General features: G+C 68.1%; 28 protein-coding genes and 3 pseudogenes. 9 read left to right on the top strand and 22 right to left on the bottom strand.

Annotated features, from left to right (window positions below):
- Positions 1–22: 22 nt before the first annotated feature.
- Positions 23–400 carry an SHOCT domain-containing protein gene (locus tag ACFQBT_RS00775; protein WP_377819929.1) on the top strand — a complete coding sequence of 126 codons (378 nt, stop codon included), beginning with the start codon at positions 23–25 and terminating at the stop codon, positions 398–400.
- Positions 401–459: 59 nt separating this feature from the next.
- Here the strand turns inward: ACFQBT_RS00775 and ACFQBT_RS00770 are convergent.
- Positions 460–2,114 (bottom strand): annotated as a pseudogene (locus ACFQBT_RS00770) (AMP-binding protein).
- Positions 2,115–2,126: 12 nt separating this feature from the next.
- Positions 2,127–2,582, bottom strand: coding sequence for a type II 3-dehydroquinate dehydratase (gene aroQ, locus ACFQBT_RS00765; protein ID WP_377819928.1), 456 nt, complete (start codon positions 2,580–2,582; stop codon positions 2,127–2,129).
- A gap of 72 nt (positions 2,583–2,654) precedes the next feature.
- On the opposite strand from aroQ, the gene ACFQBT_RS00760 reads away from it, so the two are divergent.
- Together ACFQBT_RS00760 and ACFQBT_RS00755 are read left to right on the top strand one after the other, a co-directional pair.
- The gene (locus tag ACFQBT_RS00760) at positions 2,655–2,942 is read left to right on the top strand and encodes an excalibur calcium-binding domain-containing protein (RefSeq protein WP_377819927.1); all 288 of its coding nucleotides are present in this window, start codon (positions 2,655–2,657) and stop codon (positions 2,940–2,942) included.
- A 105-nt stretch (positions 2,943–3,047) separates the two neighbouring features.
- Complete coding sequence (locus tag ACFQBT_RS00755; protein WP_377819926.1) at positions 3,048–3,560, top strand: YbhB/YbcL family Raf kinase inhibitor-like protein; 513 nt, start codon at positions 3,048–3,050, stop codon at positions 3,558–3,560.
- A 100-nt stretch (positions 3,561–3,660) separates the two neighbouring features.
- Here ACFQBT_RS00755 and ACFQBT_RS00750 read toward each other — a convergent pair whose 3' ends face one another.
- Both ACFQBT_RS00750 and cutA read right to left on the bottom strand, forming a co-directional pair.
- The gene (locus ACFQBT_RS00750) at positions 3,661–4,092 is read right to left on the bottom strand and encodes a Fur family transcriptional regulator (protein ID WP_377819925.1); all 432 of its coding nucleotides are present in this window, start codon (positions 4,090–4,092) and stop codon (positions 3,661–3,663) included.
- Positions 4,089–5,036: a divalent cation tolerance protein CutA gene (gene cutA / locus ACFQBT_RS00745; RefSeq protein ID WP_377819924.1), complete on the bottom strand. Its 948-nt coding sequence runs from the start codon at positions 5,034–5,036 to the stop codon at positions 4,089–4,091. The genes ACFQBT_RS00750 and cutA overlap by 4 nt, the downstream gene beginning before the upstream one ends.
- A gap of 170 nt (positions 5,037–5,206) precedes the next feature.
- Between cutA and ACFQBT_RS00740 the strand changes: the two genes are divergently transcribed.
- Complete coding sequence (locus tag ACFQBT_RS00740) at positions 5,207–7,060, top strand: acyl-CoA dehydrogenase (protein ID WP_377819923.1); 1,854 nt, start codon at positions 5,207–5,209, stop codon at positions 7,058–7,060.
- Between the two features lie 124 nt (positions 7,061–7,184).
- On the top strand, positions 7,185–7,811 hold the full coding sequence (locus ACFQBT_RS00735; RefSeq protein WP_377819922.1) for a trimeric intracellular cation channel family protein: 627 nt from the start codon (positions 7,185–7,187) through the stop codon (positions 7,809–7,811).
- Between the two features lie 411 nt (positions 7,812–8,222).
- Here ACFQBT_RS00735 and ACFQBT_RS00730 read toward each other — a convergent pair.
- Positions 8,223–9,658 (bottom strand): annotated as a pseudogene (locus tag ACFQBT_RS00730) (amidohydrolase).
- Positions 9,659–9,828: 170 nt separating this feature from the next.
- Positions 9,829–11,313: a purine-cytosine permease family protein gene (locus ACFQBT_RS00725; RefSeq protein ID WP_377819921.1), complete on the bottom strand. Its 1,485-nt coding sequence runs from the start codon at positions 11,311–11,313 to the stop codon at positions 9,829–9,831.
- A gap of 172 nt (positions 11,314–11,485) precedes the next feature.
- On the opposite strand from ACFQBT_RS00725, the gene ACFQBT_RS00720 reads away from it, so the two are divergent.
- Positions 11,486–12,487, top strand: a complete 1,002-nt coding sequence (locus ACFQBT_RS00720) for a LacI family DNA-binding transcriptional regulator (protein ID WP_377819919.1) — start codon at positions 11,486–11,488, stop codon at positions 12,485–12,487.
- Here ACFQBT_RS00720 and ACFQBT_RS00715 read toward each other — a convergent pair.
- Together ACFQBT_RS00715 and ACFQBT_RS00710 are read right to left on the bottom strand one after the other, a co-directional pair.
- A complete protein-coding gene (locus tag ACFQBT_RS00715) occupies positions 12,468–12,764 on the bottom strand; it encodes a protease inhibitor I42 family protein (protein ID WP_377819918.1) in 297 nt (98 codons plus the stop codon). The genes ACFQBT_RS00720 and ACFQBT_RS00715 overlap by 20 nt on opposite strands.
- Positions 12,765–12,858: 94 nt before the next feature.
- A complete protein-coding gene (locus ACFQBT_RS00710; protein WP_377819917.1) occupies positions 12,859–14,646 on the bottom strand; it encodes an NHL domain-containing thioredoxin family protein in 1,788 nt (595 codons plus the stop codon).
- 48 nt (positions 14,647–14,694) lie between these two features.
- On the opposite strand from ACFQBT_RS00710, the gene ACFQBT_RS00705 reads away from it, so the two are divergent.
- The 3 genes from ACFQBT_RS00705 to ACFQBT_RS00695 all read left to right on the top strand — a co-directional run bounded on the left by ACFQBT_RS00705 (position 14,695) and on the right by ACFQBT_RS00695 (position 16,370).
- Positions 14,695–14,916 (top strand): hypothetical protein, encoded by a 222-nt coding sequence (locus ACFQBT_RS00705; protein WP_377819916.1) that lies wholly within the window; start codon positions 14,695–14,697, stop codon positions 14,914–14,916.
- A 115-nt stretch (positions 14,917–15,031) separates the two neighbouring features.
- Complete coding sequence (locus ACFQBT_RS00700) at positions 15,032–15,493, top strand: hypothetical protein (protein WP_377819915.1); 462 nt, start codon at positions 15,032–15,034, stop codon at positions 15,491–15,493.
- Positions 15,494–15,518: 25 nt separating this feature from the next.
- Positions 15,519–16,370, top strand: a complete 852-nt coding sequence (locus ACFQBT_RS00695; RefSeq protein WP_377819914.1) for a restriction endonuclease — start codon at positions 15,519–15,521, stop codon at positions 16,368–16,370.
- Positions 16,371–16,679: 309 nt separating this feature from the next.
- Here ACFQBT_RS00695 and ACFQBT_RS00690 read toward each other — a convergent pair whose 3' ends face one another.
- From ACFQBT_RS00690 to ACFQBT_RS00625, 14 genes and pseudogenes are all read right to left on the bottom strand, one after another.
- Complete coding sequence (locus ACFQBT_RS00690; RefSeq protein WP_377819913.1) at positions 16,680–18,707, bottom strand: AAA family ATPase; 2,028 nt, start codon at positions 18,705–18,707, stop codon at positions 16,680–16,682.
- Entirely contained in the window at positions 18,704–19,087 is a 384-nt protein-coding gene (locus ACFQBT_RS00685) for a hypothetical protein (protein WP_377819912.1), read from the bottom strand. The genes ACFQBT_RS00690 and ACFQBT_RS00685 overlap by 4 nt, the downstream gene beginning before the upstream one ends.
- Before the next feature lie 576 nt (positions 19,088–19,663).
- The gene (locus ACFQBT_RS00680) at positions 19,664–19,906 is read right to left on the bottom strand and encodes an HNH endonuclease (RefSeq protein WP_377819911.1); all 243 of its coding nucleotides are present in this window, start codon (positions 19,904–19,906) and stop codon (positions 19,664–19,666) included.
- Complete coding sequence (locus ACFQBT_RS00675; protein ID WP_377819910.1) at positions 19,903–20,265, bottom strand: hypothetical protein; 363 nt, start codon at positions 20,263–20,265, stop codon at positions 19,903–19,905. Before ACFQBT_RS00675 ends, ACFQBT_RS00680 begins: the two co-directional genes overlap by 4 nt.
- Positions 20,262–20,492, bottom strand: a complete 231-nt coding sequence (locus ACFQBT_RS00670; protein ID WP_377819909.1) for a hypothetical protein — start codon at positions 20,490–20,492, stop codon at positions 20,262–20,264. The genes ACFQBT_RS00675 and ACFQBT_RS00670 overlap by 4 nt, the downstream gene beginning before the upstream one ends.
- A 699-nt stretch (positions 20,493–21,191) precedes the next feature.
- Positions 21,192–21,560: a DUF7169 domain-containing protein gene (locus tag ACFQBT_RS00665; protein WP_377819908.1), complete on the bottom strand. Its 369-nt coding sequence runs from the start codon at positions 21,558–21,560 to the stop codon at positions 21,192–21,194.
- Positions 21,557–22,375 carry a hypothetical protein gene (locus ACFQBT_RS00660; RefSeq protein WP_377819907.1) on the bottom strand — a complete coding sequence of 273 codons (819 nt, stop codon included), beginning with the start codon at positions 22,373–22,375 and terminating at the stop codon, positions 21,557–21,559. Before ACFQBT_RS00660 ends, ACFQBT_RS00665 begins: the two co-directional genes overlap by 4 nt.
- 101 nt (positions 22,376–22,476) lie before the next feature.
- Positions 22,477–22,770 carry a hypothetical protein gene (locus ACFQBT_RS00655; protein ID WP_377819906.1) on the bottom strand — a complete coding sequence of 98 codons (294 nt, stop codon included), beginning with the start codon at positions 22,768–22,770 and terminating at the stop codon, positions 22,477–22,479.
- 192 nt (positions 22,771–22,962) lie between these two features.
- The gene (locus ACFQBT_RS00650) at positions 22,963–23,127 is read right to left on the bottom strand and encodes a hypothetical protein (protein ID WP_377819905.1); all 165 of its coding nucleotides are present in this window, start codon (positions 23,125–23,127) and stop codon (positions 22,963–22,965) included.
- A 314-nt stretch (positions 23,128–23,441) separates the two neighbouring features.
- Positions 23,442–24,806, bottom strand: a complete 1,365-nt coding sequence (locus ACFQBT_RS00645) for a recombinase family protein (RefSeq protein ID WP_377819903.1) — start codon at positions 24,804–24,806, stop codon at positions 23,442–23,444.
- 59 nt (positions 24,807–24,865) lie between these two features.
- Positions 24,866–25,261, bottom strand: a pseudogene (locus tag ACFQBT_RS00640) (recombinase family protein); the annotation flags it as partial.
- A gap of 46 nt (positions 25,262–25,307) precedes the next feature.
- Entirely contained in the window at positions 25,308–25,442 is a 135-nt protein-coding gene (locus ACFQBT_RS00635) for a thioredoxin domain-containing protein (RefSeq protein ID WP_377825578.1), read from the bottom strand.
- 27 nt (positions 25,443–25,469) lie between these two features.
- Positions 25,470–25,658, bottom strand: a complete 189-nt coding sequence (locus tag ACFQBT_RS00630; protein ID WP_377819902.1) for a hypothetical protein — start codon at positions 25,656–25,658, stop codon at positions 25,470–25,472.
- 20 nt (positions 25,659–25,678) lie between these two features.
- Positions 25,679–26,281, bottom strand: coding sequence for a hypothetical protein (locus ACFQBT_RS00625; RefSeq protein WP_377819901.1), 603 nt, complete (start codon positions 26,279–26,281; stop codon positions 25,679–25,681).
- Positions 26,282–26,374: the final 93 nt, after the last annotated feature.

Genomic DNA, 26,374 nt, shown 5'->3' with positions numbered 1-26,374 from the left:
CACTATCTCTCAGGGGGACCCCATGCACGATTTCTGGCAATTCCTTCTCTACGCCCTGTATATCTTCTTCTTCATCGCCTACCTGCTGGTGATGTTCCAGATCATCACCGACCTCTTCCGCGACCGGGAGAGCAGCGGCTGGGCCAAAGCGATCTGGGTGCTTTTCCTGATCCTCTTCCCGGTGCTGACCGCGCTGGTCTACCTGATCGTCAAGGGCAAGGGCACGGCCGAACGGCAGGCCGGCGCCGCCCAAGCGGCCGAGCAGCAGACCCGTGAGTACGTCCGCGAGGTCGCCGGTCGCAACCCGGCTCAGGAGATCGCCGACGCCAAGGCGCTCTTGGACTCCGGCACCATCTCCCCCGAGGAATACGAAGTCCTGAAGGCCAAGGCGCTCGCCTGATCCCTGCACAGACAAACCCTCCCGGTCGCGCTGACGGGAGGGTTTGTCTCTTGCCCGGATCAGACCTGCAATCCCAGATCCGCGATCGACTTCTCCCGCATCTCCACTTTGCGGACCTTGCCGGTCACCGTCATCGGAAATTCCTCGACGATCGTCACGTAACGCGGGATCTTGTAGTGCGCCAACTGGCCGGTCGCGAACTCGCGCAGGAGTCGGCGGTGAGCGGCGCCGTACCCTCCCGCATCCGGATCCACGCGCACAACTCCTCGCCGTAGCGCTCGTCGGGCACCCCGATCACCTGGGCGTCCACGATGTCGGGGTGGGTGTAGAGGAACTCCTCGATCTCGCGGGGATAGATGTTCTCCCCGCCGCGGATCACGATGTCCTTGATGCGCCCGGTGATCTGCACGTACCCGTCCTGCCCCATGACCGCGATGTCACCGGTGTGCATCCACCCGTCGCGCAACACCTCGGCCGTCTTCTCCGGCTGCTCCCAGTAGCCGATCATCACCGAGTAGCCCTTGGTGCACAGTTCGCCCGGCTCCCCGCGCGGGACGGTGTCGCCGGTCAACGGGTCGACGACCTTGATCTCCAACTGCGGCCCGACCCGCCCCACGGACCCGACCTTGTGCTCGAACGAGTCGTCCACCCGGGTCTGGGTGGAGACCGGTGAGGTCTCGGTCATGCCGTAGCAGATCGTCATCTCCTCGATGCCGACCGCGATCACCTTCTTCATCAACTCCGCCGGGCACGGCGAACCGGCCATGATTCCGGTGCGCACCGTGGACAGGTCGTAGTCGGCGAAGTCGGGCAGCGACCATTCGGCGATGAACATCGTGGGCACCCCGTAGAGCGAGGTGACCTTCTCCTCCTGTGTCGCCTCGAGCGTCAACGCAGGGTCGAAGGCCGGCGCCGGGATCACCATCGTGGAGCCGTGCGTGATGCACGCCAGGTTGCCCATCACCATCCCGAAACAGTGGTAGAACGGCACCGGGATGCACACCCGATCGGCCTCCGTGTAGCCACACAGCTCGCCGACGAAGTAGCCGTTGTTGAGGATGTTGCGATGGCTGAGCGTGGCGCCCTTGGGGAATCCCGTTGTGCCGGACGTGTATTGGATATTGATCGGGTCGGTGTTGGTCAGCGCTGCCTGGACCTGCGCCAAGTCTTCCGCGCTGCGCCGGTCGGCGCCGGCCAGGAGTGCGTCCCACGACTGTGTGCCGATCAGGACGACCTGCTCGAGATCGGGTACGTCCGCCCGCACCTGATCGATCATCGCCGCGTAGTCGCTGGACTTGAAGCTCGGTGTCGCCACCAGCATCCGGACCCCTGCCTGGCCGAGCACGAAGCCCAGCTCATGGGTCCGGTACGCCGGGTTGATCGTCACCAGGATGGCGCCGACTTTCGCCGTGGCGAACTGGGTGATCGTCCACTCCGCGCAGTTCGGCGCCCAGATTCCGACCCGGTCGCCCGGCTGGATGCCCGCGGCCAGGAACCCGCGGGCGGCCCGATCGACGTCGGCCTGCAACTGCGCCCAGGTCCAGCGGCGGCCGGTGGCGCACTCGACGAGAGCCTCACGATCGGCGTACCTGCGCGCGGTCTGATCAAAGGTGTCCCCGATCGTGGCCTCGATCAGCGGGACGTCGGTCTCTCCGGCGGCGTAGGACGGGTCACTACTCACGAACGGCTCCTTCGGATGTGATGCGGGACACATCCGAGTATGCGCTCAGGCGAGTTTGGGTGGGTCCATCAGCCGTGAGGCGAGGATGCGGATCGCAAGTTCGTACCCCAGCACTCCGGCACCGACGATGATGCCGTCCGCAATGTCGGACAAGTAGGAGTGCGCCCGGAACTCTTCTCGCGCATGCACATTCGAGATGTGCACCTCGATGAAGGGGATACCGACGCCCTTGAGTGCGTCACGGATGGCGATGCTGGTGTGCGTGTAGGCGCCGGCGTTGATGACGATGCCCTTGTACGTGCCGCGGGCTTCCTGGATCAGGTCGACGAGGGTGCCCTCGTGGTTGGACTGCTGCCAGGTCGTGCGGACGCCGAGTGTCTGCGCGACCTCCTGGGTCCGCTTCTCGACGGATTCGAGGGTGTCGCGGCCGTAGACACCGGGCTCGCGAGTGCCGAGAAGATTGAGGTTCGGACCGTTGAGCACCAGCACGTCGATGGACATGGCCTCAGGATAGTGACGGCGTGTTGACCGATTCGGCGGACAGCCGAGGGGGTCGTGCGGATACTTGCATTTATGTTCACATCTCGTCGCATCGTCGCGGCTACCGTCACCGCAGGATTCCTCGTCAGCCTCTCCGCCGCATTGCCCGCCGAGGCTAAGGCGCCCGCGAAGCCCCCGGTCTTCGCCAATTGCAGCAAGCTGAACCAGAAGTTCCCCCACGGCGTGGGCAAGACGGGCGCCAAGGACCACGTCTCGGGCAAGTCGAAGCCGGTGAAGAACTTCACCGTCAACAACGCCATTTACAACGCGAACAAGAAGCTGGACCGCGACAAGGACGGCATCGCCTGCGAGAAGCGCTGATCGGGTAGGGCGCCGGGGATAAGGTCGGGTTATGAGCTCCGACCGAGGTGACGAAACGAGCGCTCGCGAGGCCCGGAGCCGAGGACAGAGGAGCGACCGATAGCCATGAGCCTGGATCGACCCCAAGCCCCCGATCCCTACGAGCGGATGCCGAAGCTGCCGGCGTTCACGCTGACCAGTGCTGACATCACCCCCGGTGAACCCCTCGACAAGGACTTCTCGGTCGACGGCGAGGGCGTCTCACCGCAGTTGAGCTGGAGCGGATTCCCCGCAGAGACAAAGTCATTCGTGGTGTCGTGCTATGACCCGGACGCGCCGACCCCGGACGGTTATTGGCACTGGACCCTTGTCGACGTCCCCGCCACGGTGACCTCGCTGGAGCGCGGTGCCGACATCCCGGACGGCGCATTCGTCGTCGCGGGCTCGGGCGGCACGAAGGGATTTGAGGGTGCCGGGCCGCCGGAGGGCGACGTACCGCATCGCTACTTCTTCGCGGTGCATGCCGTCGGCGAGGAGTCACTCGGCGTCGATGACTCGGTCACGCCGACGGTGGTCGCGTTCAACCTGGCTTTCAAGGGCATCGGCCGGGCTGTGCTGATGGGCACCTACCAGCGCTGATCGTTCGTATCCCTGCAACACAGGGACTCTCGACCCACGGCGGCGGGTTGCCCAGGCCGCACCCCCGCAACACAGGGACTCTCGACCCGCTGCCGGCGGGTCACTCGTGGACAGCGCAGTCAGCGCACACCCCGAGCAGCGCCGCATGCGAACGGTCGATCGCGAATCCGTACCGCTCGGAGGCGTTCCGGGCGATCTGGTCCAACCATTCGGCCGGCACGTCGAAGAACTTCTCGCAGCGCTCGCACTGCAGATGAGCGTGCTGCGGCGCGCTCTGCGCCAGGTGATAGATCGTCGCGCCGCTGGGCACGTGCGTGTGCGTGACCACCCCGCAGTCCGACAACGCCTGCAACGAGCGGTAGACGGTGGCGCGGTGCACTCCGGGCTCACGATCGGCGACCTGCGTTGCGATAGTCTCCGCGTCCAGATGCCGCGGGTCGTCGCGCAGGACCGCGAGGATCGCGCGACGGGCCGGCGTCACGCGCTCACCGTGGGCGCGTAACTGCGCGATCGCCTGCTCCACCTCGCTCATGACCCCGTCGGCTCCAGACCGGGATCGGCGCGACGAAGCAGGGGACCCAGGGCCATCGCCAGTTTCGAGGCGACGCTGGCCTGCTGCACGCCGTACTGCGCCAGATGGTCGGCGACCTCGTCCAGGAAGTCCATCCCGCCGCTGACCAGCTCGACCTCGAGCTCGTGCCAGTCGCTGTCCAACTGGTCATCGAGCAGGTTGTGGGTGCTCACGTGGTCATCGCACAGGCAGGCCAGATGGACCTCGCCGGCCAACAGATCCCGTTCCACCCGGTGGGTGCGGACCTCGCAGACCGGCACCAAGGCGGCCGAGCCGAGCAGGTGGCGCACCTGGTCGCGGAACTGCGCCGGCGGCGCGTCGTCCGCACCGAAGGGCATCCACTCCTCCATCCGGGCATCGCTCGAGCGTGGGAGTTTCAGATGCCAGCCCTCATCGGGTCCGCCCTCGCGGCGCCGCAAGGTGATCCCGTGTGAGGCCAGATCGAGAGTGGGGGTGTCGTAGTAGGTGGCCTGAAGGAGGTACCGCCGCTCATTGCTCACCTGGCCAACGCGCGGCCACTCGCCCGGCTCGGGCACCAAACCGTCGTCGGCGAGGGTGAACTTGCGCTCGATCTCCAGATGAACGGCCGGGGCGGTGTGGTCCTCGCCCGGCCCGAGGAGCGACCCGGCCAGCCACTCGGCGTACGCCGGACTGACCTGGGTGAGCGGGCTCGCCACGATCTCGGGCACGTCGTAGGAATGCAACGCGGTCACGCGCTCGGCCAGTTGGTCGAACAATCCGGCCCGTGAGGTCACGACGGCGACGGCTTCGGTGGCGGTCTCGACCTTGCCGTCCCAGCGGTAGGTGGAGTGCACCCCGGGCGTGACCTGCACGCACGCCGCGAGCCGCTCGGCGACCAGCTCAGCGGCCAGTTGCTCGGCCTCCTCGAGGGTCGGGCACGCCACCCGGACCTGGATGAAGGGGTCGACTCGTCCTGCTGCTGACTCACACCACCATCATCCCCGATGCGACGTGGATCACGGCACCACCGCGGGCGCAGACCACCGGGTTGCAGACATTACTCGTGAGTAGGACAATGATTACTGGCCAGTAACATCGCCTTCTGAGGAGCCGCATGTCCCATTACAAGTCCAACCTGCGCGACATCGAGTTCAACCTTTTCGAACTCCTGGGCCGTGACGAGGTCCTCGGCACGGGCCCCTACGCCGACGTCGACGCCGACACCGCCCGCGAAATGCTCCAGCAGCTGGTGACTCTGGCCGAGAACGACCTCGCCGAGAGCCTGCTGGACTCCGACCGCAATCCGCCGGTGTACGACCCGCAGAGCAAGACCGTTCAGATCACCCCGTCCTTCAAGAAGTCCTACCAGTCCTACGTCGACTCCGGCTTCTGGGCGATGGACCTGCCCGAGGAGCTGGACGGCACGGTGACCCCGCCGTCGCTGCAGTGGGCCAAGAACGAGCTGTTGCTGGGCGCTAACCCGGCGGTCGCGATGTACGGGTCCTCCTACATGTTCGCCAAGCTGCTCTACGTGCTGGGCAACGACGACCAGAAGAAGATCGCCAAGCTGATGGTCGAACGCGGCTGGGGTGCCACGATGGTGCTGACCGAGCCGGACGCCGGCTCCGACGTGGGCAACGGCCGTACCAAAGCCGTCCAGAACGACGACGGCACCTGGAACATCACCGGCGTGAAGCGGTTCATCACCTCCGGCGAGAACGACATGGTCGAGAACATCATCCACTTCGTGCTGGCCCGCCCCGAGGGCGCGGCGCCGGGCACCAAGGGCCTGTCGCTGTTCATCGTGCCGAAGTTCAACATCGACCTGGAGACCGGCGAGCTGACCGGCCGCAACGGTGCCTGGGTGACCAATGTCGAGCACAAGATGGGCCTGAAGGTCTCCACCACCTGCGAGATCACCTTCGGCGACAAGGAGCCGGCGGTCGGCACCCTCTTCGGAGACGTCCACGACGGCATCGCGCAGATGTTCCGCGTCATCGAGAACGCCCGGATGCTGGTGGGCACCAAGGCGATCGCCACCTTGTCGACCGGTTACCTGAACGCGCTGGAGTACGCCAAGGTGCGGGTCCAGGGCGCCGACATGCTCAACCCGGCGAAGGATGCGCCGCGGGTCACGATCACCCACCACCCCGACGTACGTCGCTCGCTGATGTTGCAGAAGGCGTACGCCGAGGGGCTGCGGGCACTGGTGCTCTACACCGCCAGCCAGCAGGACATCGTGGACGCTGACTTCATCGCCACCGGCAACGAGCACCCGGCCGACGGCACTCCGGCAGCAATGGCGGCGCGCCTCAACGACCTGCTGCTGCCGGTCGTCAAGGGCGTCGGCTCCGAGCGCGCCTGGGTGCTGCTGGGCACCGAGTCGCTGCAGACGTTCGGTGGCTCGGGCTTCCTGCAGGACTACCCCATCGAGCAGTACGTGCGCGATGCCAAGATCGACACCCTCTACGAAGGCACCACCGCGATCCAGGCCCAGGACTTCTTCTTCCGCAAGATCCTCAAGGACCAGTTCGTCGCGCTCGGCGCGCTGGCCGAGCAGATCCTGCAGACCGTGAAGGGCGGCGCGGGTGATGACAAGTTCACCACCGAGCGCGGCCTGCTGGGCAAGGCCATGGAGGACGTCCAGGGCATCATCGAGAACCTCGGGATGACCGCCATGGGCGCCTACTCCGAGGACGGCGACCCCAAAGCGATCTACAAGGTCGGCCTGAACACCTCCCGGCTGTTGCTGGCCGCCGGCGACCTGATCATCGGCTGGCTGCTGCTGCGCCAAGCCGAGATCGCCCAGGACCATCTCGACGCCGGTTCCACGGACCCGTTCTACGTGGGCAAGGTGCAGGCGGCGAAGTTCTTCACCTCGCAGGTACTGCCCCGCTTGACCGCGGAGCGGGCGATCGTCGAGGCGACGGACCTGTCGCTGATGGAACTGCCGGAGGACGCGTTCTGATCGATATCCCCTCGTTGCAGTAGCTCGGCATTCCGCGCAATCTCGGTTGTTCTCACCCAGAACAACCGAGATTGTGCGTTTTGCCGAGACACTGACGACGTCGCGGCGCGGGGAGAATGGCGCCATGACCTGGTCCCTGGCCTTCGACCTGCTCGGCGTCTTCTGCTTCGCGATTTCCGGCAGCTTGCTGGCTGTCACCCGCGGGTACGACCTGGTGGGATCGGTCGTCCTCGGCTCCCTGACCGGCCTCGGCGGCGGAGTGCTCCGCGACCTGGTGCTGCGGATCACCCCGACGGCGTTCGATCGGCCGGCCTACATGGTGCCGCCGCTCGTGGCCGCCGCGCTGGTCTTCTTCATGGCTCCTGAAGTGCAGCGCTTCCCGCGCACCCTGCTGGTCTTCGACGCGGCGGGCCTGGGCCTGTTCTGCACCGCCGGCGCGGTCAAGGCGCTGCAGTTCGGCATGAATCCGGTGGCGGCCACCTTGTTGGGTTTCACGACGGCCATCGGCGGCGGACTGCTGCGGGACGTGTGCGCCAACCGCAACCCCAAGCTGTTCGACCCGCGCGACATCTACGCATTGCCCGCCCTCTTCGGAGCGGGTGCGATGACCGCGCTGTGGCACTGGGGTGGCGGCATAGGTGCCCAGTTCCTGGTCGCGCTCGCGGTCTTCGCGATCCGTGTGCTGTCACTGCACTTCCATTGGCGCATCCCGTTGGCGGCCGGGGAGCGAGCACAACCGAGGGCGAGCTGATCCCGCTGTCGGGCGAGGCAGCAACTCGTGGCAGTTCCGTCACAGATCACGGACCGCGGGACCGGCAAGGCAGCAACTCGTGCCGGTTCCGTCACGAATCACGGACCGCGGGACCGGCGAGGCGACAACTCGTGCCGGTTCCGTCACGAATCACGGACCGCGGGACCAGCGAGGCAGCAACTCGTGCCGGTTCCGTCACACATCACGGACCGCGGGACCAGCGAGGCGGCAACTCGTGCCGGTTCCGTCACACATCACGGACCGCGGCCGGCATCACCGCGACCGGCCTGACCCAGGGCATCGTCGCGGCAAATGCCATGTGGCGCAGACGATTCCGCCGCACCGCCGACGGGACGACCGGCGCCATGATGCTGGGTTCGCCGGGATGCTGACCAGCGAACACTGAGCTGCTCAGCCGCCGTACACCCACCTGCCCGCCGCCATGGTGTGCGTCACCGTCGCGTCTGCCGGCCGCACGCCCGCGTCGAAGATGTTGGTATCCAGGATGGCCAGGTCGGCACGTCGACCGACCGCCAGCCAACCGGCGTCGTCATCATGATTGACGTACGCCGAGCCAGCCGTGAACGCCGACAGAGCCGTCCGCAGGGCCAATCCCTCATGCGGCAGGAACGGTTCTTCCTCGCGTGTCGCCGGGTCAGTGCGATGGACCGCCACCTCGATCTGCTGCAACGGATCTGCCGTGGTCACACCCCAGTCCGAACCCATCGCCAGCACTGCGCCACTGGCCGCGATGGTGGCGAAGGGGTACATCTGCGCGGACCGCTCCTGCCCCAGCACCGGGAAATTGAGCTCTCGCATCTGCGGCTCGTTCTGGGCCCAGTAGGTCTGCATGTTGACGACCACATCGAGTTCCCGGAAACGCGGAAGATCCTGCGGATTGACGACCTGCAGGTGCGCGATGTGATGACGTAGATCGTTGCTGCCGTTGGCTTCCCGCGCCGCTTGCACCGCGTCGAGGGCCGATCGGACCGCGGCGTCGCCGATCGCGTGCTGGTGCACCTGGAAACCCAGCCCGTCCAGAGCGGTGACGGTTTGCGCCAGAGCCTGGGACTCGACGTACGTCAGCCCGTTCGGATGATCACCCAGGTCGTGGCGGCAGTACGGCTCCAGCATGGCCGCGGTGCCGTTCTCGACGATCCCGTCGACCATGATCTTCACCGAGGTGGCGTGGAAATTGCCGACCTCGCGCCGGCGCTGGATCAGCGAATCGATCTGCTCAACGCCCCGGTGCCTGTCCCACCACAGCGCGCCGACCACGCGAGCCGTGAGTTGCCCTGCGCCAGCGAGATATTCGTAGGCGTCCTGGGTCGCCGGGGTCACCCATGCGTCCTGCCAACCGGTGATGCCCAGCGAGTGCAGATGCCGTTGCGCGCTCAGGATGTGGCTCGCCCACTGGTTCGTCGTGGGCGCGGGAACGACCTGCGCCTCAAAGGTGTAGGCCGCGCCCTCCTGCAACATCCCGGTCGGGGCGCCGGTTCCGGGCACTCGTTCGTACCGGCCATCGGCCGGATCCGGCGTCGCGGCGTCGATTCCCCCGCGGCGCAGTGCCTCGGAGTTGACCCACGCGCCGTGAACGTCCTTGTTGAACAAGAACACCGGGCGATCGGGCACGACACTGTCGAGATCCTCCTTGCGGGGTTGACCACCGGGGAACGACTCCAGGGCCCACCCCCGCCGACGATCCATTCCCGGTCCGGATGCGCGGCGGCGTACGCGCGGATGGCCTCGAGATAGCCCGGCAGGCCGGTCACCTCCGACAGGTCGACGTTGTCCAGATTGCGCCCCGCAAAGGGCGCGTGGACGTGCGCGTCCTGGAAGCCGGGCACCACCAAACCGTCCGGAAGAGTGACCCTTTCGGTACCCGCCCCGACGTGGTCCGCGCACGCGTCGCGGCCCAGAGCGAGGATTCGACCTCGGCGTACGGCGATCGCGTCGGTCCACGACCCGGCCGGATCACCCGTCCAGATCGGGCCGGTGAGGATCAGCTCCGCCGCGCTCACGCGTCGATCCCCTCCCGCAGATCGTGGGTGACATAGATCGGGTCGTTGGCGGCCAACTCGCGCTCGCGGGTCAGGTCGAGGTTGCGGGTGAGCAGCCAATAGAGCGCTGCGCCGACGACCAGGCCGATCAGGATCGAGTAGTCAACACCGCCCAGTTTGGCGGCAAGGAAGCCGGTGTATTTGGGCGCGTTCACCATGAACGGCAACATCACCAGGATGGTCAGCACGTACGCCGTGTTGCCGCGCCAGCCCCACCTGCCGTAGATGCCGTCGGGTTTGAAGATCTCGCTCACCGCGTAGACACCGTGGCGGACGAAGAAGAAGTCGACGAGGTTGATCGCGGTCCACGGGGTAAAGGCGTACGCGAGATAGATCAGGGCACTGGCGTAGAACTCGTTGAAGCGTGCTTCGCCGACCCAGGCGGAGATCAGCCAGACGATCACCGCCATTGCCAGGATGGTCGCGACCCGTGCGGTGCGGCCGGGTTTGAACGGCTTGAGCGAGTGGGCGATCGACAGCATGGTGAGGCTGCCTCCGTACTGGTTGATGGCCATGACCGCCAGCAGTCCGATGAGCAGACCGACCACGATGATGTCGCCGGCGCCGTTGAACAGGTTGTTGCCGGCCGCTTGCAGCGCGGGGATCAGGTTGGCCTGGCCGGTGCCCGCACCCACTACCGCGCCGAGCCCGAAGACCCAGACCGCGGACAGTCCACTGGGCAGGAAGGTCCACCAGAAGCTGGCCTTGGTGCTGGTGCTCGCCGGAAGGTAGCGCGAATAGTCCGACACGTACGGCGCCCAGCCGAGTTGGAATCCGCCGACGATGGCCAACGTGGTCATGAACGGCGCGAGCCGGAAGGGACCTGGCGCAAAGAGCGCGGCGCTGAAGTGCTCGCTGGTGCACGCCGCGATCGTGGCGAAGACCATCAGCACGATGACCGGCACGGTCAGGATGCGGTTGATCTTGTGGATCAGGTCGTAGCCGAAGATCGCGATCGTGGCGGCGATTCCGGCGGCCAGCAGGTAGCCGAGCCAGAGCGGTAGATGCAGCACCGTGTGGGCAGCATCGCTGGACAGCAGGGCATCGGAAGTGTTGTAGGCGATGTAGTTGGCCAGCGCGAAGACGAACACCGTGATCGCGGCTCCGACGTAACCGAACTGCGGCCGGGACTGCACCAGCTGCGGCAGTCCCAGATGCGGTCCCTGCGAGGAGTGGAACGCCATGAAGACCGTGCCGAAGAAGGCCCAGACGATGATGGCGACCAGGGTCCAGAACAAGGTGCCACCCAGCCCCAGGCACACGATGCCCGTGGCCATCGCGGTCAGGTTGATGTTGGCGACGAACCACACGGCACCGAGGCTGCGCAGACTGCCGTGGCGTTCATCGAGGGGAACGACGTCGATGGAGCGGCGCTCGACGCGGCCGGCAGCCTCCACGGCCTGGCCGGGCTGACCGGGTTGGGCGATGACTTCTTGGGACATGCGAACTCCCATGCAAATTTCAGTCGGGAAAGACGCGCAACGCTGCGATGAACGGCAACGCTAGGGCGTGCCAAATCGTTTTGGCAAGGCTTTCGGACAAACTCGTTCGCCGTGCGCGGACCCCAGGACCACCTCTCGGGTCCGCGCCGCGCTCGCGGCTAAGGTGACCGCCATGACCAGTCGGCGCGTGACCATCCGGGACGTCGCTCTCGCCGCCGGGGTCTCACCGACGACCGTTTCGCACGTGCTGAGCGGTAACGGCCGGGTCCACCCGGAGACGCGGGCACGCGTCAACGACCAGGTGGCGCAACTCGGCTACCGCCCGAATCCGGTCGCGGCCAACCTGCGTCGCAGCACCTTCGGTTCCGTCGGCCTCCTGCTGCCACCGTCGAGCCTCAACTACGCCTTCTACGGCGAGTTGATGATCGGCGCCTCGGAGGTCCTGCTGGAGGAAGCGACCGCGTTGTCGATCATCCCGCCGAGCACCGACCCGGGACAGCTGTCCGAGCTGGCGGTCGACGCCGTCATCATTGCCGAGCCGCGGACGAATGACCCTGTGCTGCAGGGGCTCAGCCGGTCCGGCAAACCCACCGTGCTGTGCGAAGGGACGACCGACCGCCTCCCGCCCGACACGTGGACGGTGGACAGTGACACCACGGCGAGCGTGGGAGCGACACTGGACCTGCTGCATGATGCCGGTGCCCGTCGGATTGCCGCGGTGGTCGTCGACCCGGTGCTGTGGTGGGGACGCAACGTGCTGGCGGCCATCGACGCATGGGAGCAGAGCACCGGTCGCGTGGTACGACGGGGCATCATCCCGTTCGCTGTCACACCCACCCATGCCCGCGATCAGATCCGCGCCCTGCTGCAGGATGGTTGGGCCGACGCGCTGCTGGTCTGTCACGAGGGCCTGGGGGCCAGTGCGCTGGCGACCGCCCATCGCCTCGGCCGCCGGGTACCCGATGACCTGCTGGTGGCCTGCACCGTGGACGGACCCGACCTACTCACGCTGGAAACGCCGGTCACCGCGCTCGACCTGCAGCCCCGGCAGATCGGTCAGGCGGCCGCGCGCTTGGTGCTCGAGCGGCCCAGTGGGACCGGAACGACGGTTCGGCCGCAGGTGCACGCGCGCGCTTCGACTGCTCGGAACCGACCTACCGGATCTGCACGGTGATCAGGACGCGACGCTCAGGTGCCGCCTCCCACGGGCGCCCGAATTCGCCGTACACCTCGTAGTCACCCGGATCCGCCACCAACAGTTGCGGAAGCGAGCCGTCCGGCGCGCCGGGCATCATCACCTCGGGCGGATCCGGCAGATCGGGCAGCCGGGTGACACCGTCGGGCAGGGTCCACTGCCACTCGTACCCGGTCGCGGGGCCCTTGGGGAACGGCAGCGTGAAGGCCTCTCCGGCCGTGCCCTCGAGGAGCAGTTGCGTCAGCGGTACGTCCACATCGCCATACTGGTCGCTGCGGCGGGGTCGATGCGCCGGTTGGCCGAAACTGCCCATAACCGCCCATGCTTCGGTCCCGAGCGACTGATCCGGATCACACCCCGCGCAGGTCCAGTTGCAGGTGTGCGTCCGCGGTGTCGTCGAGCACGACCGGGATACCCCAATCCTGTTGGTAGAGATGACAGGCCGCGTGCTCGCTGTCCCCGTCACAGGCGGCAGCCCGCACCGAGATGTGCAGCGTGCCGTCGCCGACGGCAGGGTCCAAGACCAGGTGCCGGGTGAGACCCTCACCGGTCCCGCCGCCGTCGCGTAGCAGTGCCCCGGGAGTCGCCGACACCATGAGTTGGGTTGGATCGCCGTACCGGTAGTCGAGCTTCTGACCGGGGGGCGGAGTGAAGGCCACGGTCAGCGTGACGGCGCCCGACGCGAGTGGCGTGGCCGGGCGCGCAGTGGTGTGCGAGTCACCCTCGATCCGTTGCGCGTCCTCGGGGACGGGTACGGCGAGCACCCGGTGCGCACCGGACTCCACCACCAGCAAGTGGCCGGCGAAGAGAACGTCACTGGGCTCCGCCAACCCCGTCGCCAGCGTCGTGACTTCGTCCCTCACCGGGTCGTAGCGGCGGATCGCGCCGTTGTAGGTGTCGGCGATCGCTACCGTGCCGTCGGGCAACTCGCTCACCCCGAGCGGGTGCTGCAGGAGAGCCTCGTCCGCGGGCCCGTCGACATAGCCGAAGTCGAAAAGTCCTTGACCCACATGGGTTTTCAGCACGAATCCCTCGTCCGAAAGCGTGATGGATCGCAAGGCGGAAGTCTCGGCGTCGGCGATCCAGACCCGCGCGCCGTCGGCGGAGGTGGCCAGTCCGGAGGGTTGCGCGAGCCACGCGTCGTGCGCGGCTCCGTCGCGGATCCCTTCGGCGGAGGTGCCGGCGAGGACGGCGACGGTGTTGTCCGTCGGGTCGGCGGCCAGATGCAACGCCCACAGCTGGTGGGTGCCGGCCATCGCGATCACCACGCGATCGATCCACCAGGTCACATCCCACGGTGTCGACAGCGGCTGTTTCAGCGCGGCCCCGCCGCCCGAGCGTTCGCGCAACTGCTCCCCCGTACCGGCCAGCACTTGGACGTGGCCGTCGGACAGTCGGATTGACCGGATCTGGTGATGAACGCTGTCCGCGACGACGACGTCGTAGCCAACCCGCTCGGCCACTTGCGTCGGCAGCACCAGAAGGCCCTGCGGTTCGTTGAATCCGCCGAACCGGGCCCGCTCGGTGCTCAGGTCCGGTTCGAACCAGACGACCTCGTGGTGCGCGGTGTCGGAGACCAGGAAGGAGCCGTCATGGTGGGCGGCGATCTTCCCCGGGAACCTCAGCGCAGTGGCCTGCGGAGTCGACGGGACGTAGGGCGAATTACCCTGCCGCAGCGTGCCTTTGGCGCGATGCTCGACGATGAGTTCGTCGATCAGGCCGGCCAGCCCGGCCGCGTGACCCTCCCCGGACATCGAAGCCACGATGGCGCCCTCGGGGTCGATGACCACCAGAGTCGGCCATGCGCGGGCGGTGTAGGCCTGCCAGGTCGTCAGCTCCGGGTCGTCCAGGACGGGGTGGTGCACGCCATACCGCTCGACCGCGGCGACCAGAGCATCCGGGTCGGCTTCGTGCACGAACTTGGGTGAGTGCACGCCGATCAGGACAAGTTCCTCGGCGTACTTCTCCTCCAGGGGCCGCAACTCATCGAGCACGTGGAGGCAATTGACACAGCAGAAAGTCCAGAAGTCGATTATCAATATGCGACCTCGCAACGAGGCCAACGTCAGTGTTTCGCCGCCCGTGTTCAGCCAGCCTCGGCCTTGCAACTCGGGAGCACGAAGTCGGATGCCAGCCATTCGAGCATTGTCGTACACAGTGAGCAGGACCGATCAAACGGAGGAACCATGAACGCAGCAACCACGGCGCAGGACTTCATCGCAGCCGCGATCGAGCAGCTACAGCGCGGCGACGCGGCGGCGGCGCTCGACACCCTGACGGGGGCACGCGCCGAGGTCGGGCTCGTGGCTGGCCGTGACGCAGGGCAGACCGTCGACGAGACTCTCGCGCAGCTCGAAGCAGCGGGCGTGCCGTGGGCGGTCGAAATGGCGGCGGCTGTGCGCGACTGAGCGTCGCGGCTGCGAGCGCCCCGCTTCCCTGTCGCAGGGGGCGGGGCGTTTCGCTGCGCCCGGCGCGCGCATCGCGAGCGCGTGCCGTGTCTAGGCTCGGCGCTAGCATCGCGGCATGTGTACGGCCGTTTCGGAAGCCTCCGGTCACGATTGGCTCGACTACCTGAGCGGGTTCTCAGGCCTTCTAGGCGTCGCGATCGCGGTCTACGCGATTTATTACGCATCGCAGCAGGCCGAGCAGACACGCCGTGACGTGATCCGGGAGCGTCGCGCGGAGTTCGACCTTGGGCTATTGGTCAAACTGCGTCATCAGATGTCACTGACAGGCGAGCAGCACATATCGGGCTATGTGGACGCGCTCATCCGCGATCCTGCCGACGAGGAAGACCTCCCGATTACGCGAGCCGTGGTTCAGCGCAAGGCGGGACCGCTCGGCACGGCCGAACTCGCGAAGCTGAAGGGGGCGGCTGCGGACGTGTGGGCGGCCAAGAGCATCTATCTGCCTCGGATGGAGCGGGAAGTCGACGAGGCCATACAGCGGAGACTCACCGCCGATGCTGCGGAGACGAGCGGCTGACGTCTGGCGGCGATACCCTCACGCCGTGGACGCCCGAATCCCGCAGTATCAACAACTCCTCTGGCCGACCGTGCAAGGGCTGCGTGCTCTCGGTGGGTCTGCCTCGATCGAGGAGATAGTCGAGGAAGTGCTACGCCGGGAGGACTTCAGCGACGACGCGCAGGCGGTCCTTCACAAGGACGGGCCGAGCACCGAGATTGAGTACCGGCTCGCGTGGGCGCGCACGTATCTAAAGGGCATGGGCCTTGCAACGAACTCTCAGCGCGGCGTGTGGTCGCTGACCGAGCGCGGGAGCACGGTCGCCGAGGGTGAGCTAGAACCGCTGCGACTCGAATACATCGCGGCGTCGCGCGCGAAGCGTGGCCCCGGCCGCGGGGCGACCCGCCAGGACGAGGACAGCGAGCCCGCCGAGCTGACGTGGCAGGAGCAGCTCCTCGACTCGCTCATGGCGATGCCACCGGCCGGGTTCGAGCGGCTCGCGCAACGGCTCCTACGTGAGGCCGGATTCGTGAGCGCGACCGTGACCGGGCGGACCGGCGACGGCGGCATCGACGGGCTCGGGGTGTATCGAATGTCGCTTGTCTCGTTCCCGGTCTTCTTCCAGTGCAAGCGGTACAGCGGCAGCGTGGGCGCGGGGGCGGTGCGCGACTTCCGCGGCGCTATGGCGGGCCGTGGCGACAAGGGCCTTCTCATCACGACAGGCACCTTCACAGCGGACGCGAAGGCCGAATCGACGCGGGACGGTGCGCCGCCGCTCGACCTCATCGACGGGGCGCGGTTGTGCGAGTTGCTGAAGGAGTACCGGCTCGGCGTCGCGGTTAGCGAGCGGACGGTCGAGGACGTCACGGTGCGGGCGGACTTCTTCGCGGATATGTAAGCCTGTCGCCGTGCCTCGGCGTGCCCATCCCGCGTAACTAAGGGTTACGCGGTGGGCACGGCACGCGAGACGGTGGGCTCGTGCCCATCGAATCGGCCGCAATGGGCACGGCAGAATTGCCCGTCATTCCGGCGGATTCTGTGGCTCGGGGCGTTCATCGTGCCCATGCGTGCCCATCGTGCCTACGTCGGTGGGCACGATGGCCGCCGTGCCCATCGCAGGGGCACGCTCTATCCACACGTTATCCACAACGCAGAACGCCCCGGCGACCTCGTGAGGAGGTACGCCGGGGCGTTGTGTTGCAGGTGCTCAGTCGAGGGCGGCATCCCAGCCGGGCGGCAGCGGGTCGGGGCCAGCGCCGGTGACCGAGCCTGCCGCTGCCGGGCCGGGGTCGACGGTGGGTAAGGCGTACCCGCCGCGCTTACCGACGCAGAGGAAGCCAGCAGCAGCCATGCGAGCCAGCGTCTCTCGAATCGTCTTCGTGCTGCCGGACACGGCGGCCGCGATCTGGGTCTGACCGATGAAGACCTCGCTCGCCTCGTGCGCCGCGACCGTGTGCAGGTACTCGCGGATATCGTTCGCGATCCGGTCACGGGTTGCCGTTGCGCTCGTCGTCGCCGGGTCGCCCTCGACCACGACCACTGAGGCGGCGACCTCGCGCAGCGCGAGCGCGTGCCGGTCTTCGGTCGGGCCTTCCTTGCGTTTGGTGCGGATCAGCTCGAATGTGCCGCGACCATCGCCCTTGACCTGATAGACGATGTCCATCGCACCACCGATCGCCGAGGATCCCCGACTATCGCCCCGGTCACCCTTGCCGCTGTGGTGCACGACCAGGACCGACCCGCCGTCGGTGCGGCGGCGGATCGCGTCGAGCGCAGCGACGAACACGCCCATATCGCGGGCGCTGTTCTCTTCGAGGCCGACGCTCATGCGGGCGAGGGTGTCAAACACGACGAGGGCGTAACCGCGCTCGGCGACCAGTTCCTCGACCTCGGGCAGGTCATCGCCTGCGATCTGCGCGGCCACGGGCAGCACGTCGAGCCACCCGTCCTCGATCGCGGCGCCGTGGTGCAGCTCCCACGCCGCGAGCCGGGCGTGTACGCCGTAGGCGCCCTCACCGAGGACGTACAGCACACGACCACGCTCGACCGGGCGCCCGAGCCACGGTGTGCCCGTGGCGATGCTCGCGGCCCAATCGAGGGCGACGAAGCTCTTACCGGTGCCGTAGTACCCGGCGAGCATCATCACCGAGTGCTTGTCGAGGGTGTCGGCGATCAGCGGCTCGGGCTTAGGCAGGGCTCGCAGTCCCGACCGGCTCAGCAGTTGCCCGGCCAGCGACCGGACGGGCCGACCCGCCGGCCTAGCGGCCTGCGGCCGTGCCGTGGACGGGGCCGACTTGCGCCAGTCGAACCCGCGCCGGGCATCGTCGGCGACGACCTCGACGGCGAACCCAATCGCAGCCGGGAACAACCGCGCCCACTCAGCCTCGACCTCGGGCGTGTGACCTTTCGCGGCCAGGAACGCCGCGCAAGCCTCGTCGTGCGCGGCCCGGGTGCCCGGCTCGTCGCGCTCAACAGCTACACACAACGCACCGACGAACGACAGCGCGGCGGCGTGCCGGTCGGTGCCAGTGTCGAGGGCTTCGAGCAGACTCGCGAGCTTGCCCGCCAGGCGCTCCCCCGGGTCGCCGTCGGTGAGGCGGTCCAGCCACGCGGCATCGTAGGTGCCGTGCTCGGTCCGGGCGGGCGCGAGCGCGGACAGCCCGGCGACCCAACCGGCGGGAAGCTCGGGAAGCTCTGCGACGGTAGGGATTCCGTTGATCGGCTCGCGGGTGACCGAATGCAGCCACCGATAGCGCGCACCCGTGGGGTGCACCGAGGGCCAAACAACGGCGTACCGGTGGGCGGGTTGGATAACGTCGATCGCCTCGCCGACACTGCCCGGGAACCGGGAGCCCGGCGGGACGCGATACAACCGGATACCCGACACCCCGCCATCGCGTGAGGTCGTCATGGCAGTGGGCGGCAATGCGCCCCACTGTGCTTCACGCTCGGCGAGGGTATCGGCGGCGGGCTTGCCGTCGTAGTCGTCGACGTCAATGCCGACAACTCCGTCAGGCAGCCGTAGGGCGGTGTTGCCGTGTTTCATGCTTCGGCGCCAGCCCTCGACGTCAGCGGGCGTCACAGGCGCAGCGAGGGCGCCCGTAGTGCCGTACGGCGGCGGGTACTTGTCGCCCGCGGGCAGCGGGAGCGGCTCGAACCCTGCGGCGAGGTATTCAAGCGCAGCGTCGGCATAGGTCAGCTCCGCATGGTCCGGCAAACCGGCGACGGCGCTCACAGCTCGAAGCTCTCGGCGACCGCGTCGGCCAGCTCGGTGGTACGGGCAAGGACAACGGGGGTTGTCGAGCCCTCGTCGCCGCCGAGGCGGAAGGCGGCGGCCTCGGCGTGCGGTCCGGTGCCGGGCTCGCCGACAGCGAACGCGAGGCCCTCGGCGTCGCACACGGCGGCCAGGACGTCGAGCGCGGCGGCGTCGAGGCTGTAGGGCGCCGCGATCACGACGCGCGAGCCGTCGAACCTGTAGCAGCGGGCGTGATCGAGGGCAGCTAGCGGGTTCGAGCAGGCGCACGTGCGGCCAGACTCGCGGCGGCAGCGGCGCCCGGCGAGGCGTCGCAGGCAGCGCGGGTTGTGGTCGTCGATCGGTTCGAGAGTTGTACTCATTGGGCGAATCTCCTAGTAGTCGAGCGGTATTCGGGCCGTGCGCCAGGTCAGGACACGCGGCGATCAGTGAGCGGAGCGATACGACGAGCCGGGGCGCTCGTCACGCCCCGGCTTGTCACATCGGCCGAGTGACCAGCTCGGCTAAAGGGTCCGCTCGACCCAGGCCAGCCCGAAGGCTGGGAATCGTTGGCCGCTCGCGCGGGTGCGCGGCGGGTCGGTCCGATAGAGACACCGCTAAGCGGGGCGCGATCTGCCCACCCGAGCTGAGCGGGCTATGTCGTCGTGACGTCGGCGGCTAGCTCCTCATCGGGGCAGCTTGGGCAGCTACGCGACGTGTCTAGCCGCATGCGAAGGCGCGCAGAATGAGGCTCGGTTCAGCCACGCCGGGCACCCTTCGGGCGGACGCCGCCGAGGATCGCACGGCCTCGCTCAGGTGCTACGACGACGAGCGATCGCTCTCCGCAGGGACACATCGAGTCCAAGGCGGTGCCGAGGCGGTGCTCGCGGGCGGCGATCGCGTGGTAGCGGTGCGAATGGGTAGTCATAGCAGTGCCTTTCGTCGGTGTGGGTGGCCGCTCACCAGTCGCCGAAGTCGCCGAGGTCGGCGAAGCGGGTCGGGGCGCGGTTGCCGCGTGCGGAGTTGCAGGAGCGGTGCGCAGGGCGCAGGTTGGCGCGGTTGTCGGTGCCGCCGTGGGAGTACGGCACGACGTGGTCGACGGTGTCCGCGCCACGCTCGCCACACAGCCAACAGACGTCCGAGACGGCGAGGACGGCGGCCCGCTCGGCGCGATAGCGACGGTTGGCGGTCCGGCCGGTCACTCGTCCGGCTCGTCTGTGCCGTAGGCGATCGCGTTGGGGGTGCTGGGCGCGTCGCGGCGTACCGGCTTCGGCGGCTCGGGGTTGTCGAGCAGCCATGCGGCTTTCCATGACTCGATTTCACGGCGGCGGTCGACTCGGAGGTCGAGGTCGGCGGCCTTCATAGCGTGGAAGCGACGCCGGAACCACTCGACCCAGGACTCAGCCGATGGGGGCGTGCGGTCCTCGATCGCCGCGAGTACGTGCAGCAGTTGTCGCACCACGGCGGCCAGCTCGCGGGCGGGCAGACCGGCTGCGATCTGGTCGGTACACACGTCGCGCAGCTCGCGCAACGTCACGAGGTCTTCATCCTCGAAGCTCATTGCCCTGCCTCTCGTAGTTCGGTGATCGCCTTATCGACCGCACGGGCGACCGAGACAAGCGCGGCGACCTCACGGGCGGGTACGCCCCCGTCCAGGCGGCGGCTCAGCAGGTCACGGCACGCGATGAGAGCGGGCTCGTAGCCTTCAGCTACGGCGGCGGCGAATTCGGGCTCAGCCGGTGCGCCGTAGGGGCTAGGACGGCCTCGGGGGCGCGTCGGATTGGGCATGGTGCCTCCTTGGGCTTTGGCGGGTCGATTTATTTGGCGAAAATTGGCCCGGTCACGCTCGATCGCCTCGCATGTGGGCAACGTCCCGAGGCGGCGCTTGGGGTACCCTGCCCGGGTCCGGCTCGAATTAAGCTGTTTTGCAATGGGATTCGCCCAGCGAAGACAGACGCGATCGCGTGCCGACACCTTGGACGCCGCGAGCGCCCCTAACGGCGTCGGTGTCGTGTGGGCGACAACGGCCGGACCTTCGAGCCTTCGAGCACCGACGAGAGGGTCGAGCTTGCCGAAGTGTTCGAGTCATCATGCGTTCGAGTCGTCGCTCGCGTGCTCGGCGATCTAGTCGAGCACGAGCCGAGAGCGACAGGCTCGCAAGGATCGGGCGACCCTCGGCCCGCGCCGTGCCACCCTGCCCGCGCGGCGGTGAGTCGCCCGAAGCGTCCGCACTTCCCACACGATCAAGCCCGACGCCGACGCGCGCACACCGCGAGACGCAGGCACCGAGCCCAAACACACGCGACAGTCGCCCGCGCCTCGCAGGCACAACATGGCCAGACTGAGACGGGGGCGGGGGCAGGACCGGGTACGGGCAGGCAGTGCCGGGCAGCGGCGCCGGGGGCAGCGGCGCCGGGGGCAGCCGCGTTAGCGGGCTACCCCCGGCGTCGGGTCATGGGGCCGGATGTCGAGCTGACACCCCGGGTGTCAGTCGAGCACGGCCTCGATCTTGCGACGTGCCACGACCAACGCGCGGGCCGCGTCGCCGAGCACCCGGTCGGCCTCAACCATCCGCGCCCGCAAGGCGAGGCGACGGCCGTCGGTCGCAACCTCTCCGACCGGGTCGGCGTACCCGGTCGCCGGGCTGTGCGTCCCGCCCGCCGTCCATTGCGTCTCGTCCAGCTCGTGAAGCAACGCAGCCAGCGCGGCAGCGTCCAGCACGACACGACGGGCAGCGCCACGCAGCGCGGCCACGTCGACCGGGCGGGCTGGGGCGACGACAGGCTCAGCCCGGCAACGGTCCAGCCGAACCGGTGACGGCTCGGGCGGCGGGGTAGCGAGTGCGACCGCGGTCACGGCTGCCGCAGCTTGAAAGACAGGCTCGGCAGATCACCGCGGGCGACCGCAACGAGCGCCAAGTCAGCGACGCCGTGGGCCTCGAAGATGCTCAGCTTTAGGCGGTCATTGCCGATCGTGTCTGCCTCCTCGTCGAAGGCGACGACCTCTGAGAGCCAGTGATCGTGTCGGGTCACGGCACACGCGGCCAGCCGGGCGAGCGCGTCTTCGGCCTTCCACACCGTGGGCGCGAGGCTCCGGTCAGCCTTCGCGGCCTGCCCGAACGCGCCTGCCTCATCCCAGCTCGGCACGTCGTACCCAGCGAACTGACTCACAACATCAGGCTTAGCGAGCCACGGCTCAGGCAAGTCGGCAGCCGCCGCCGTAAGCGCCTTCACCGCCGCTGCGAACGGCTTCGAGAGCCGCCCGGCGACCGCGCTCATGCGATCGGCGGCGGCGGCGAAGTCGTAACCGTCCAGCAGGTCGAGCACCAGAGACGAACTGAACTCGGCGCGGGCGGCGCGCTCGGTTGCCTCGGCCAGCAGCTCGGCCGTGTCCTCACCGTCGACGAATCGGCGGGCGACGTCGGCGGCTACCGAGGTCAGCGGCTCGCGGGTCGCTGCGGCGGCGCGCTCGAAGCTGGCGCGGTAGCGCGGCGGCGGGTCGAGGGCGATTCCCGCCAGCGGGGCGGCGCCTTCGAGCCATGCTTCGATACGCGCCGCTTGCTGCCGGGTCGAGGTCGATAGGGCCATGTCGCCAGGAAGCGCGGGGTCGTAGGCCTGCAGGCGACCTTGATCGATCGGGCCTGCGAGGTCAACGGGCGCGAGGATGGTCATGGGAACTCCTTAGGTGGCCGAGGCCGCAACAACATTCGGCCGGTGTGTGTAAATGCATCGCCCGGGTTGCGGTCCGGGCGAGGTTGGGTAGGTGGGGCGTTCTAGAACGGCCGCCGGGGCGTGCCCTCGGGTAGCCGCGCTAGGCCGGACTGAAGCGCGGCGATCGCAGCGTCGAGCCCGCCGCCGCTACCGCTGCGCGTCCCAGCACCGATACCGACGTCGCTCGCCGACGCGACAGGCGGCGTAGCGGCCGCAGCAGCGGCCCGCTCGGCCTCACGGCGCGCGGTATCAAGCTCAGCCGCACGGGCGGCGTCGCGGGCGTCCAGCGCGGCGCTCAGAGCCTCCCAGCGGGTCGAGCGGCCAGTCGGTTCCGATGCCGGAGTGTGGTCGGTCATCAGTCAGCCTCCGTAGATAGATAGGTAGAAGGGGCGGCCCGCCGCGTCACGAGGACACGGCGAGCCGCCCGGCCAGGAGTCGGCATCCCAAGCGACTCGAACCGGCCAGCGCCGCACGCCGAGAAGGAGTGCTCGGCGTGCGGCAGGAAGCCCGCGAGGCCGGAAAGGAAGACGGCCGGGCGGGGTCGGGGGTCAGGCAGCGAGCAAGGCGCGCAGCTTCAGCAGCTCGCGGCGATCCTCGGCGATGCGCTGACGATGCGCGGCGCTGCGGCATCGCTGCGAGCATGTCTTCGCGACGTCCACACGGCGGGCGGTGAACGGCGAGCCGCACACGCGGCAAGTCAGGGTGTTGGTCATGGGGTGCGCCCTTCAGGGGTCGCAGGGGCCGGAAGGGTCCGGCGGTCCGCACGTTCGCTCTGTTGCGGACACTTAGATAACACCGCTCGCGGGTGGGGCGGGCGGTCGTTGGTGTTGCTCACGTAAGACACCGCTAAGGGGGCGGGGAAGGTGGCTCCTCGTGTTGCGTACAGATAGGACACCGCTAAGCGGCGGTCAAGGCTCGGCCGCAAGTCGCCGTGAAGCGGTAAGGCGCGGCTCTCGCGCGGCGCGATCCTTCGGTCGTGTTCTGCACACTTGATACACCGCTAAGCGATCGACTGAACTACGCGCGCCTACTGCCCAACCCGATCCTGAAACGTCGACCGCGCAGATTCCGGTGAAACAGCCACCGACGCCCGGCGCCGGATCGAATCGGCCCACGACCGTCCGTACCCGAGGTCCGCTCCCAGCGCCGGACCGAGCGCGGTCGCCCTTACACCATCCGCGAGAAGCTCGACGACGCGCTCGACCAGCGCGCCGCGATCGCCGTCAGCGATGAGCGCCCGAAGCGCCGTGACCTCGTCACCCGTGGGCAAGCGTGATGGTCGCTCGCTCGGGACCCCGCCCGGTTCAGCGCGCCCGGAATGCCACACCAGCCGCACCCGATCGCCGCCACGAAACCGGCTGCCCCGCACGGGCGCTCGCAGAAGCTCCACACGGGACAGGCCGAGCGCTAGCAACCGGCGACGCTCCGCGAGGTCGAGCGCGTCCCATGCGTCGCGAGATTGCGCCAAGTCGAGCAAGGGGGCTAGGTCCGCGTCCGGTGTCGGTAGTTCGCTCAGCGCTCGCGCCGCCAAGTCGCGGGCTGCCTCCGCGCGCTCGATGCGGTGGCGGAGCCGGTCGCCGGACAGAGCGCCGGACTCGGCGAGGTCGAGCAGGTTCTCGACGGCTGCCTCGCGGGCTTGCAAGCTTTCGGCTAGTCGCTGGCGTTCAGCGTCGGCCTCAGGGTTGTTCGTCGTGATCCATCGCTGAGCGATCGCCGCTAACAGCTCCGCGTCGCCCTCGCTGTGCTCGGGGTCCAGCAGCGAGAGACGCCGCAGGAATGTCGACGTAACCGCCTCATCGACGAGGCCGGACACCGCCGAGGAGCCCTCGCAGCTCCCGCCCGTGCGCCGGTTCAAGCACGCGTAGGAACGCTGGGAGGGGTCGGCGCCGCTCGCCTTCCCGACGATGCTCGCGGCAGAGCCGCAGTGAGCACACACCGCCAGTCCTCGCAGTAGCGACGAGGTACCGCTCGGCTGCCGGACGCCGCGCTTGCCGGTTGGCGTGGCTCGGGCGCGGGACGCGATCGACGCTCGGATGCGCTCGCGCTCGGCCTCGGTAATCACGCCGTCGCCGACTGAGACGGAGTTACCTTCTGCGTCGAGGTAGACCTCAGCAATCGCGCGCCAACCGCCCTTGGCCGTCCGCTCCCGAAGTGAGCTAAGCCCCGCGAATCCCGGCGAGAGGAGAAGCTGCCGGACGCTGCCCGCTCGCCATTCCTCGGCGCGCGTCGGGCGGATACCTCGTCGATTCAACTCTGCCGCAATGGCCTTAGGGGTATTGCCGTCGAGCGCCATATCGGCGATGGCTCGTGCCGCCTCATACGTGGCCGGGTCGTGTTCGAGCTTGCCGTCAGCTCTGCGCCGCAGACCGAAAGGGGGCGGCCCGCTTGCCAAGTGCCGAGCCTGCGAGCGTCCGCCCGCGCACGACGTACGCGCTTCGATATCGCTTCGGCTTCCTCGCGGGCGACCTCGGCGCGAACGATGAGCGCGAGCCGTTGGTGCTCGTCGCCCGTGTCGGTGCCGTCTACGCCGAGCACTCGCCGGCCTCGCCCCGCGTGCCGCTCGATTAGCTCCGCTACCTGTTTCGCCCCGCGACGCTCTGCCCTGTCGAGCGCCCACACAATGAGCGTGCGGAAGCTGTCGCCCTCGTCGAGGTCCGCAAGTGCCTGCGTCCATTCGGGGCGCTCTTTGCGGCTGTGCCGACTGGCCCCGGTGCCTTCGCGCTCGCGGTAGACCGCGACAACGTCGAGCCCGACACGAGTAGCGAGCGCGCGGCAGTCCGCTTCCTGCTGACGGAGGGACCGGCCCCGCCGGTCGCTACCTTCCGCGTCACTCGCGGATCGGCGCACGTACACCGCGGCGCGACCGAGGGGTTCGACATGCAGTGATGCTAGCTCACGCGTTGACAAATAACGTCCAGAAGTCCAGGACGACGATCTTGCCGCGAAGGTCGGCGAGGGTCAGCTGCCGGTCGCCGGTGTTCAGCCAGCCACGACCGACGAGTTCGGGCGCACGGAGCTTGAGAACCATGCCTTTATTGTCGGCCCCGGTGAAAGCTCAGATGACAGCGGAGCCGACGGCCCAGATCTGAGCAGGCACCTGGCTCTGGGTGGGGTCTTTCGACGCCGTCGTCGCGGAGGCCGCAGAGTCTGTCGTGGGCTCAGGCGCTGGGGAACCGGTCGAGGTCGTCGGCGACGGGACATCGCTCGAGGTGGGAGTGCTACTGCTGGTCGGGTCGTCGGTCATGGGTTCGCCAATCGTGAGGGTCAGATAGTGACGGGGCCACGTAGGAGCATGACTGGCGTGCCGCCCACGGACACCGTGCGGCGGGCGTAGAGGTCGACCCCATTGCGACAGTAGGTACCTGCCCCGCTGACTCGGCCGCTGAAGCTCGGTTGACCGTCAGCGGTGCTGTACGGACCGTCGGCGCCGGTCGCGTGATACGTCCAGGTCCCGGAGTAGCGCGTGGTGTACGCCGTGAAGCCCGATATCGGGGTGGCCGAGGCGTCGACCGCCGGTATGGACCAGTTCGAATTCGCGGAGTTGGCCGACCACGAAATCGGTGCGAGGCCGGTGGGGTAGTAGAAGGTGATGTACGCACTGCTGAGCTGGGAGGGCTGCGCGTTGTAGACCCACAGGCCGCGGTCGGGATAGGAGCCGGTCCCGTCGATGGTCAGCGTCATGGTCGAAACCAGATTGCAGGACTTACCGACGTCGACCCAGCCCTGCAGACCGGGCTGCGCGCTGGCCGACACAGCGGGGGCGATCGCACCCGTCATGAGGACCGGTGTGACCCATGCGGCACCCTTGGCCACCGCCCGCCGGGTGAGCGGCCGCGCCGTCGTCTCGGGGGGCCTTGCGTGGGTCACCGCTGATCCGCCTTGTCCTCTGCCTACGCAGGTGGGGTCACCTGCTCGGTTGATCGGAGGGTAACAGTCGCGACCTGCACCGATCCTCCTATT

The organism is Branchiibius cervicis (assembly GCF_042661605.1).
Lineage (GTDB): Bacteria > Actinomycetota > Actinomycetes > Actinomycetales > Dermatophilaceae > Branchiibius > Branchiibius cervicis.
Note: the sequence above shows the minus strand (reverse complement) of the source record. Positions and strands in the feature narration are given on the sequence as shown.

What these genes read in the sequence shown, in the direction of transcription:
- ACFQBT_RS00775 (WP_377819929.1), top strand. Translation starts at nt 23, where the DNA reads ATGCACGATTTCTGGCAATTCCTTCTCTACGCCCTGTATATCTTCTTC.
- aroQ (WP_377819928.1), bottom strand. Translation starts at nt 2,582, where the DNA reads ATGTCCATCGACGTGCTGGTGCTCAACGGTCCGAACCTCAATCTTCTC.
- ACFQBT_RS00760 (WP_377819927.1), top strand. Translation starts at nt 2,655, where the DNA reads ATGTTCACATCTCGTCGCATCGTCGCGGCTACCGTCACCGCAGGATTC.
- ACFQBT_RS00755 (WP_377819926.1), top strand. Translation starts at nt 3,048, where the DNA reads ATGAGCCTGGATCGACCCCAAGCCCCCGATCCCTACGAGCGGATGCCG.
- ACFQBT_RS00750 (WP_377819925.1), bottom strand. Translation starts at nt 4,092, where the DNA reads ATGAGCGAGGTGGAGCAGGCGATCGCGCAGTTACGCGCCCACGGTGAG.
- ACFQBT_RS00740 (WP_377819923.1), top strand. Translation starts at nt 5,207, where the DNA reads ATGTCCCATTACAAGTCCAACCTGCGCGACATCGAGTTCAACCTTTTC.
- ACFQBT_RS00735 (WP_377819922.1), top strand. Translation starts at nt 7,185, where the DNA reads ATGACCTGGTCCCTGGCCTTCGACCTGCTCGGCGTCTTCTGCTTCGCG.
- ACFQBT_RS00725 (WP_377819921.1), bottom strand. Translation starts at nt 11,313, where the DNA reads ATGTCCCAAGAAGTCATCGCCCAACCCGGTCAGCCCGGCCAGGCCGTG.
- ACFQBT_RS00720 (WP_377819919.1), top strand. Translation starts at nt 11,486, where the DNA reads ATGACCAGTCGGCGCGTGACCATCCGGGACGTCGCTCTCGCCGCCGGG.
- ACFQBT_RS00710 (WP_377819917.1), bottom strand. Translation starts at nt 14,646, where the DNA reads ATGGCTGGCATCCGACTTCGTGCTCCCGAGTTGCAAGGCCGAGGCTGG.
- ACFQBT_RS00705 (WP_377819916.1), top strand. Translation starts at nt 14,695, where the DNA reads ATGAACGCAGCAACCACGGCGCAGGACTTCATCGCAGCCGCGATCGAG.
- ACFQBT_RS00700 (WP_377819915.1), top strand. Translation starts at nt 15,032, where the DNA reads ATGTGTACGGCCGTTTCGGAAGCCTCCGGTCACGATTGGCTCGACTAC.
- ACFQBT_RS00685 (WP_377819912.1), bottom strand. Translation starts at nt 19,087, where the DNA reads ATGAGTACAACTCTCGAACCGATCGACGACCACAACCCGCGCTGCCTG.
- ACFQBT_RS00675 (WP_377819910.1), bottom strand. Translation starts at nt 20,265, where the DNA reads ATGAGCTTCGAGGATGAAGACCTCGTGACGTTGCGCGAGCTGCGCGAC.
- ACFQBT_RS00670 (WP_377819909.1), bottom strand. Translation starts at nt 20,492, where the DNA reads ATGCCCAATCCGACGCGCCCCCGAGGCCGTCCTAGCCCCTACGGCGCA.
- ACFQBT_RS00660 (WP_377819907.1), bottom strand. Translation starts at nt 22,375, where the DNA reads ATGACCATCCTCGCGCCCGTTGACCTCGCAGGCCCGATCGATCAAGGT.
- ACFQBT_RS00655 (WP_377819906.1), bottom strand. Translation starts at nt 22,770, where the DNA reads ATGACCGACCACACTCCGGCATCGGAACCGACTGGCCGCTCGACCCGC.
- ACFQBT_RS00650 (WP_377819905.1), bottom strand. Translation starts at nt 23,127, where the DNA reads ATGACCAACACCCTGACTTGCCGCGTGTGCGGCTCGCCGTTCACCGCC.
- ACFQBT_RS00635 (WP_377825578.1), bottom strand. Translation starts at nt 25,442, where the DNA reads ATGGTTCTCAAGCTCCGTGCGCCCGAACTCGTCGGTCGTGGCTGGCTG.
- ACFQBT_RS00630 (WP_377819902.1), bottom strand. Translation starts at nt 25,658, where the DNA reads ATGACCGACGACCCGACCAGCAGTAGCACTCCCACCTCGAGCGATGTC.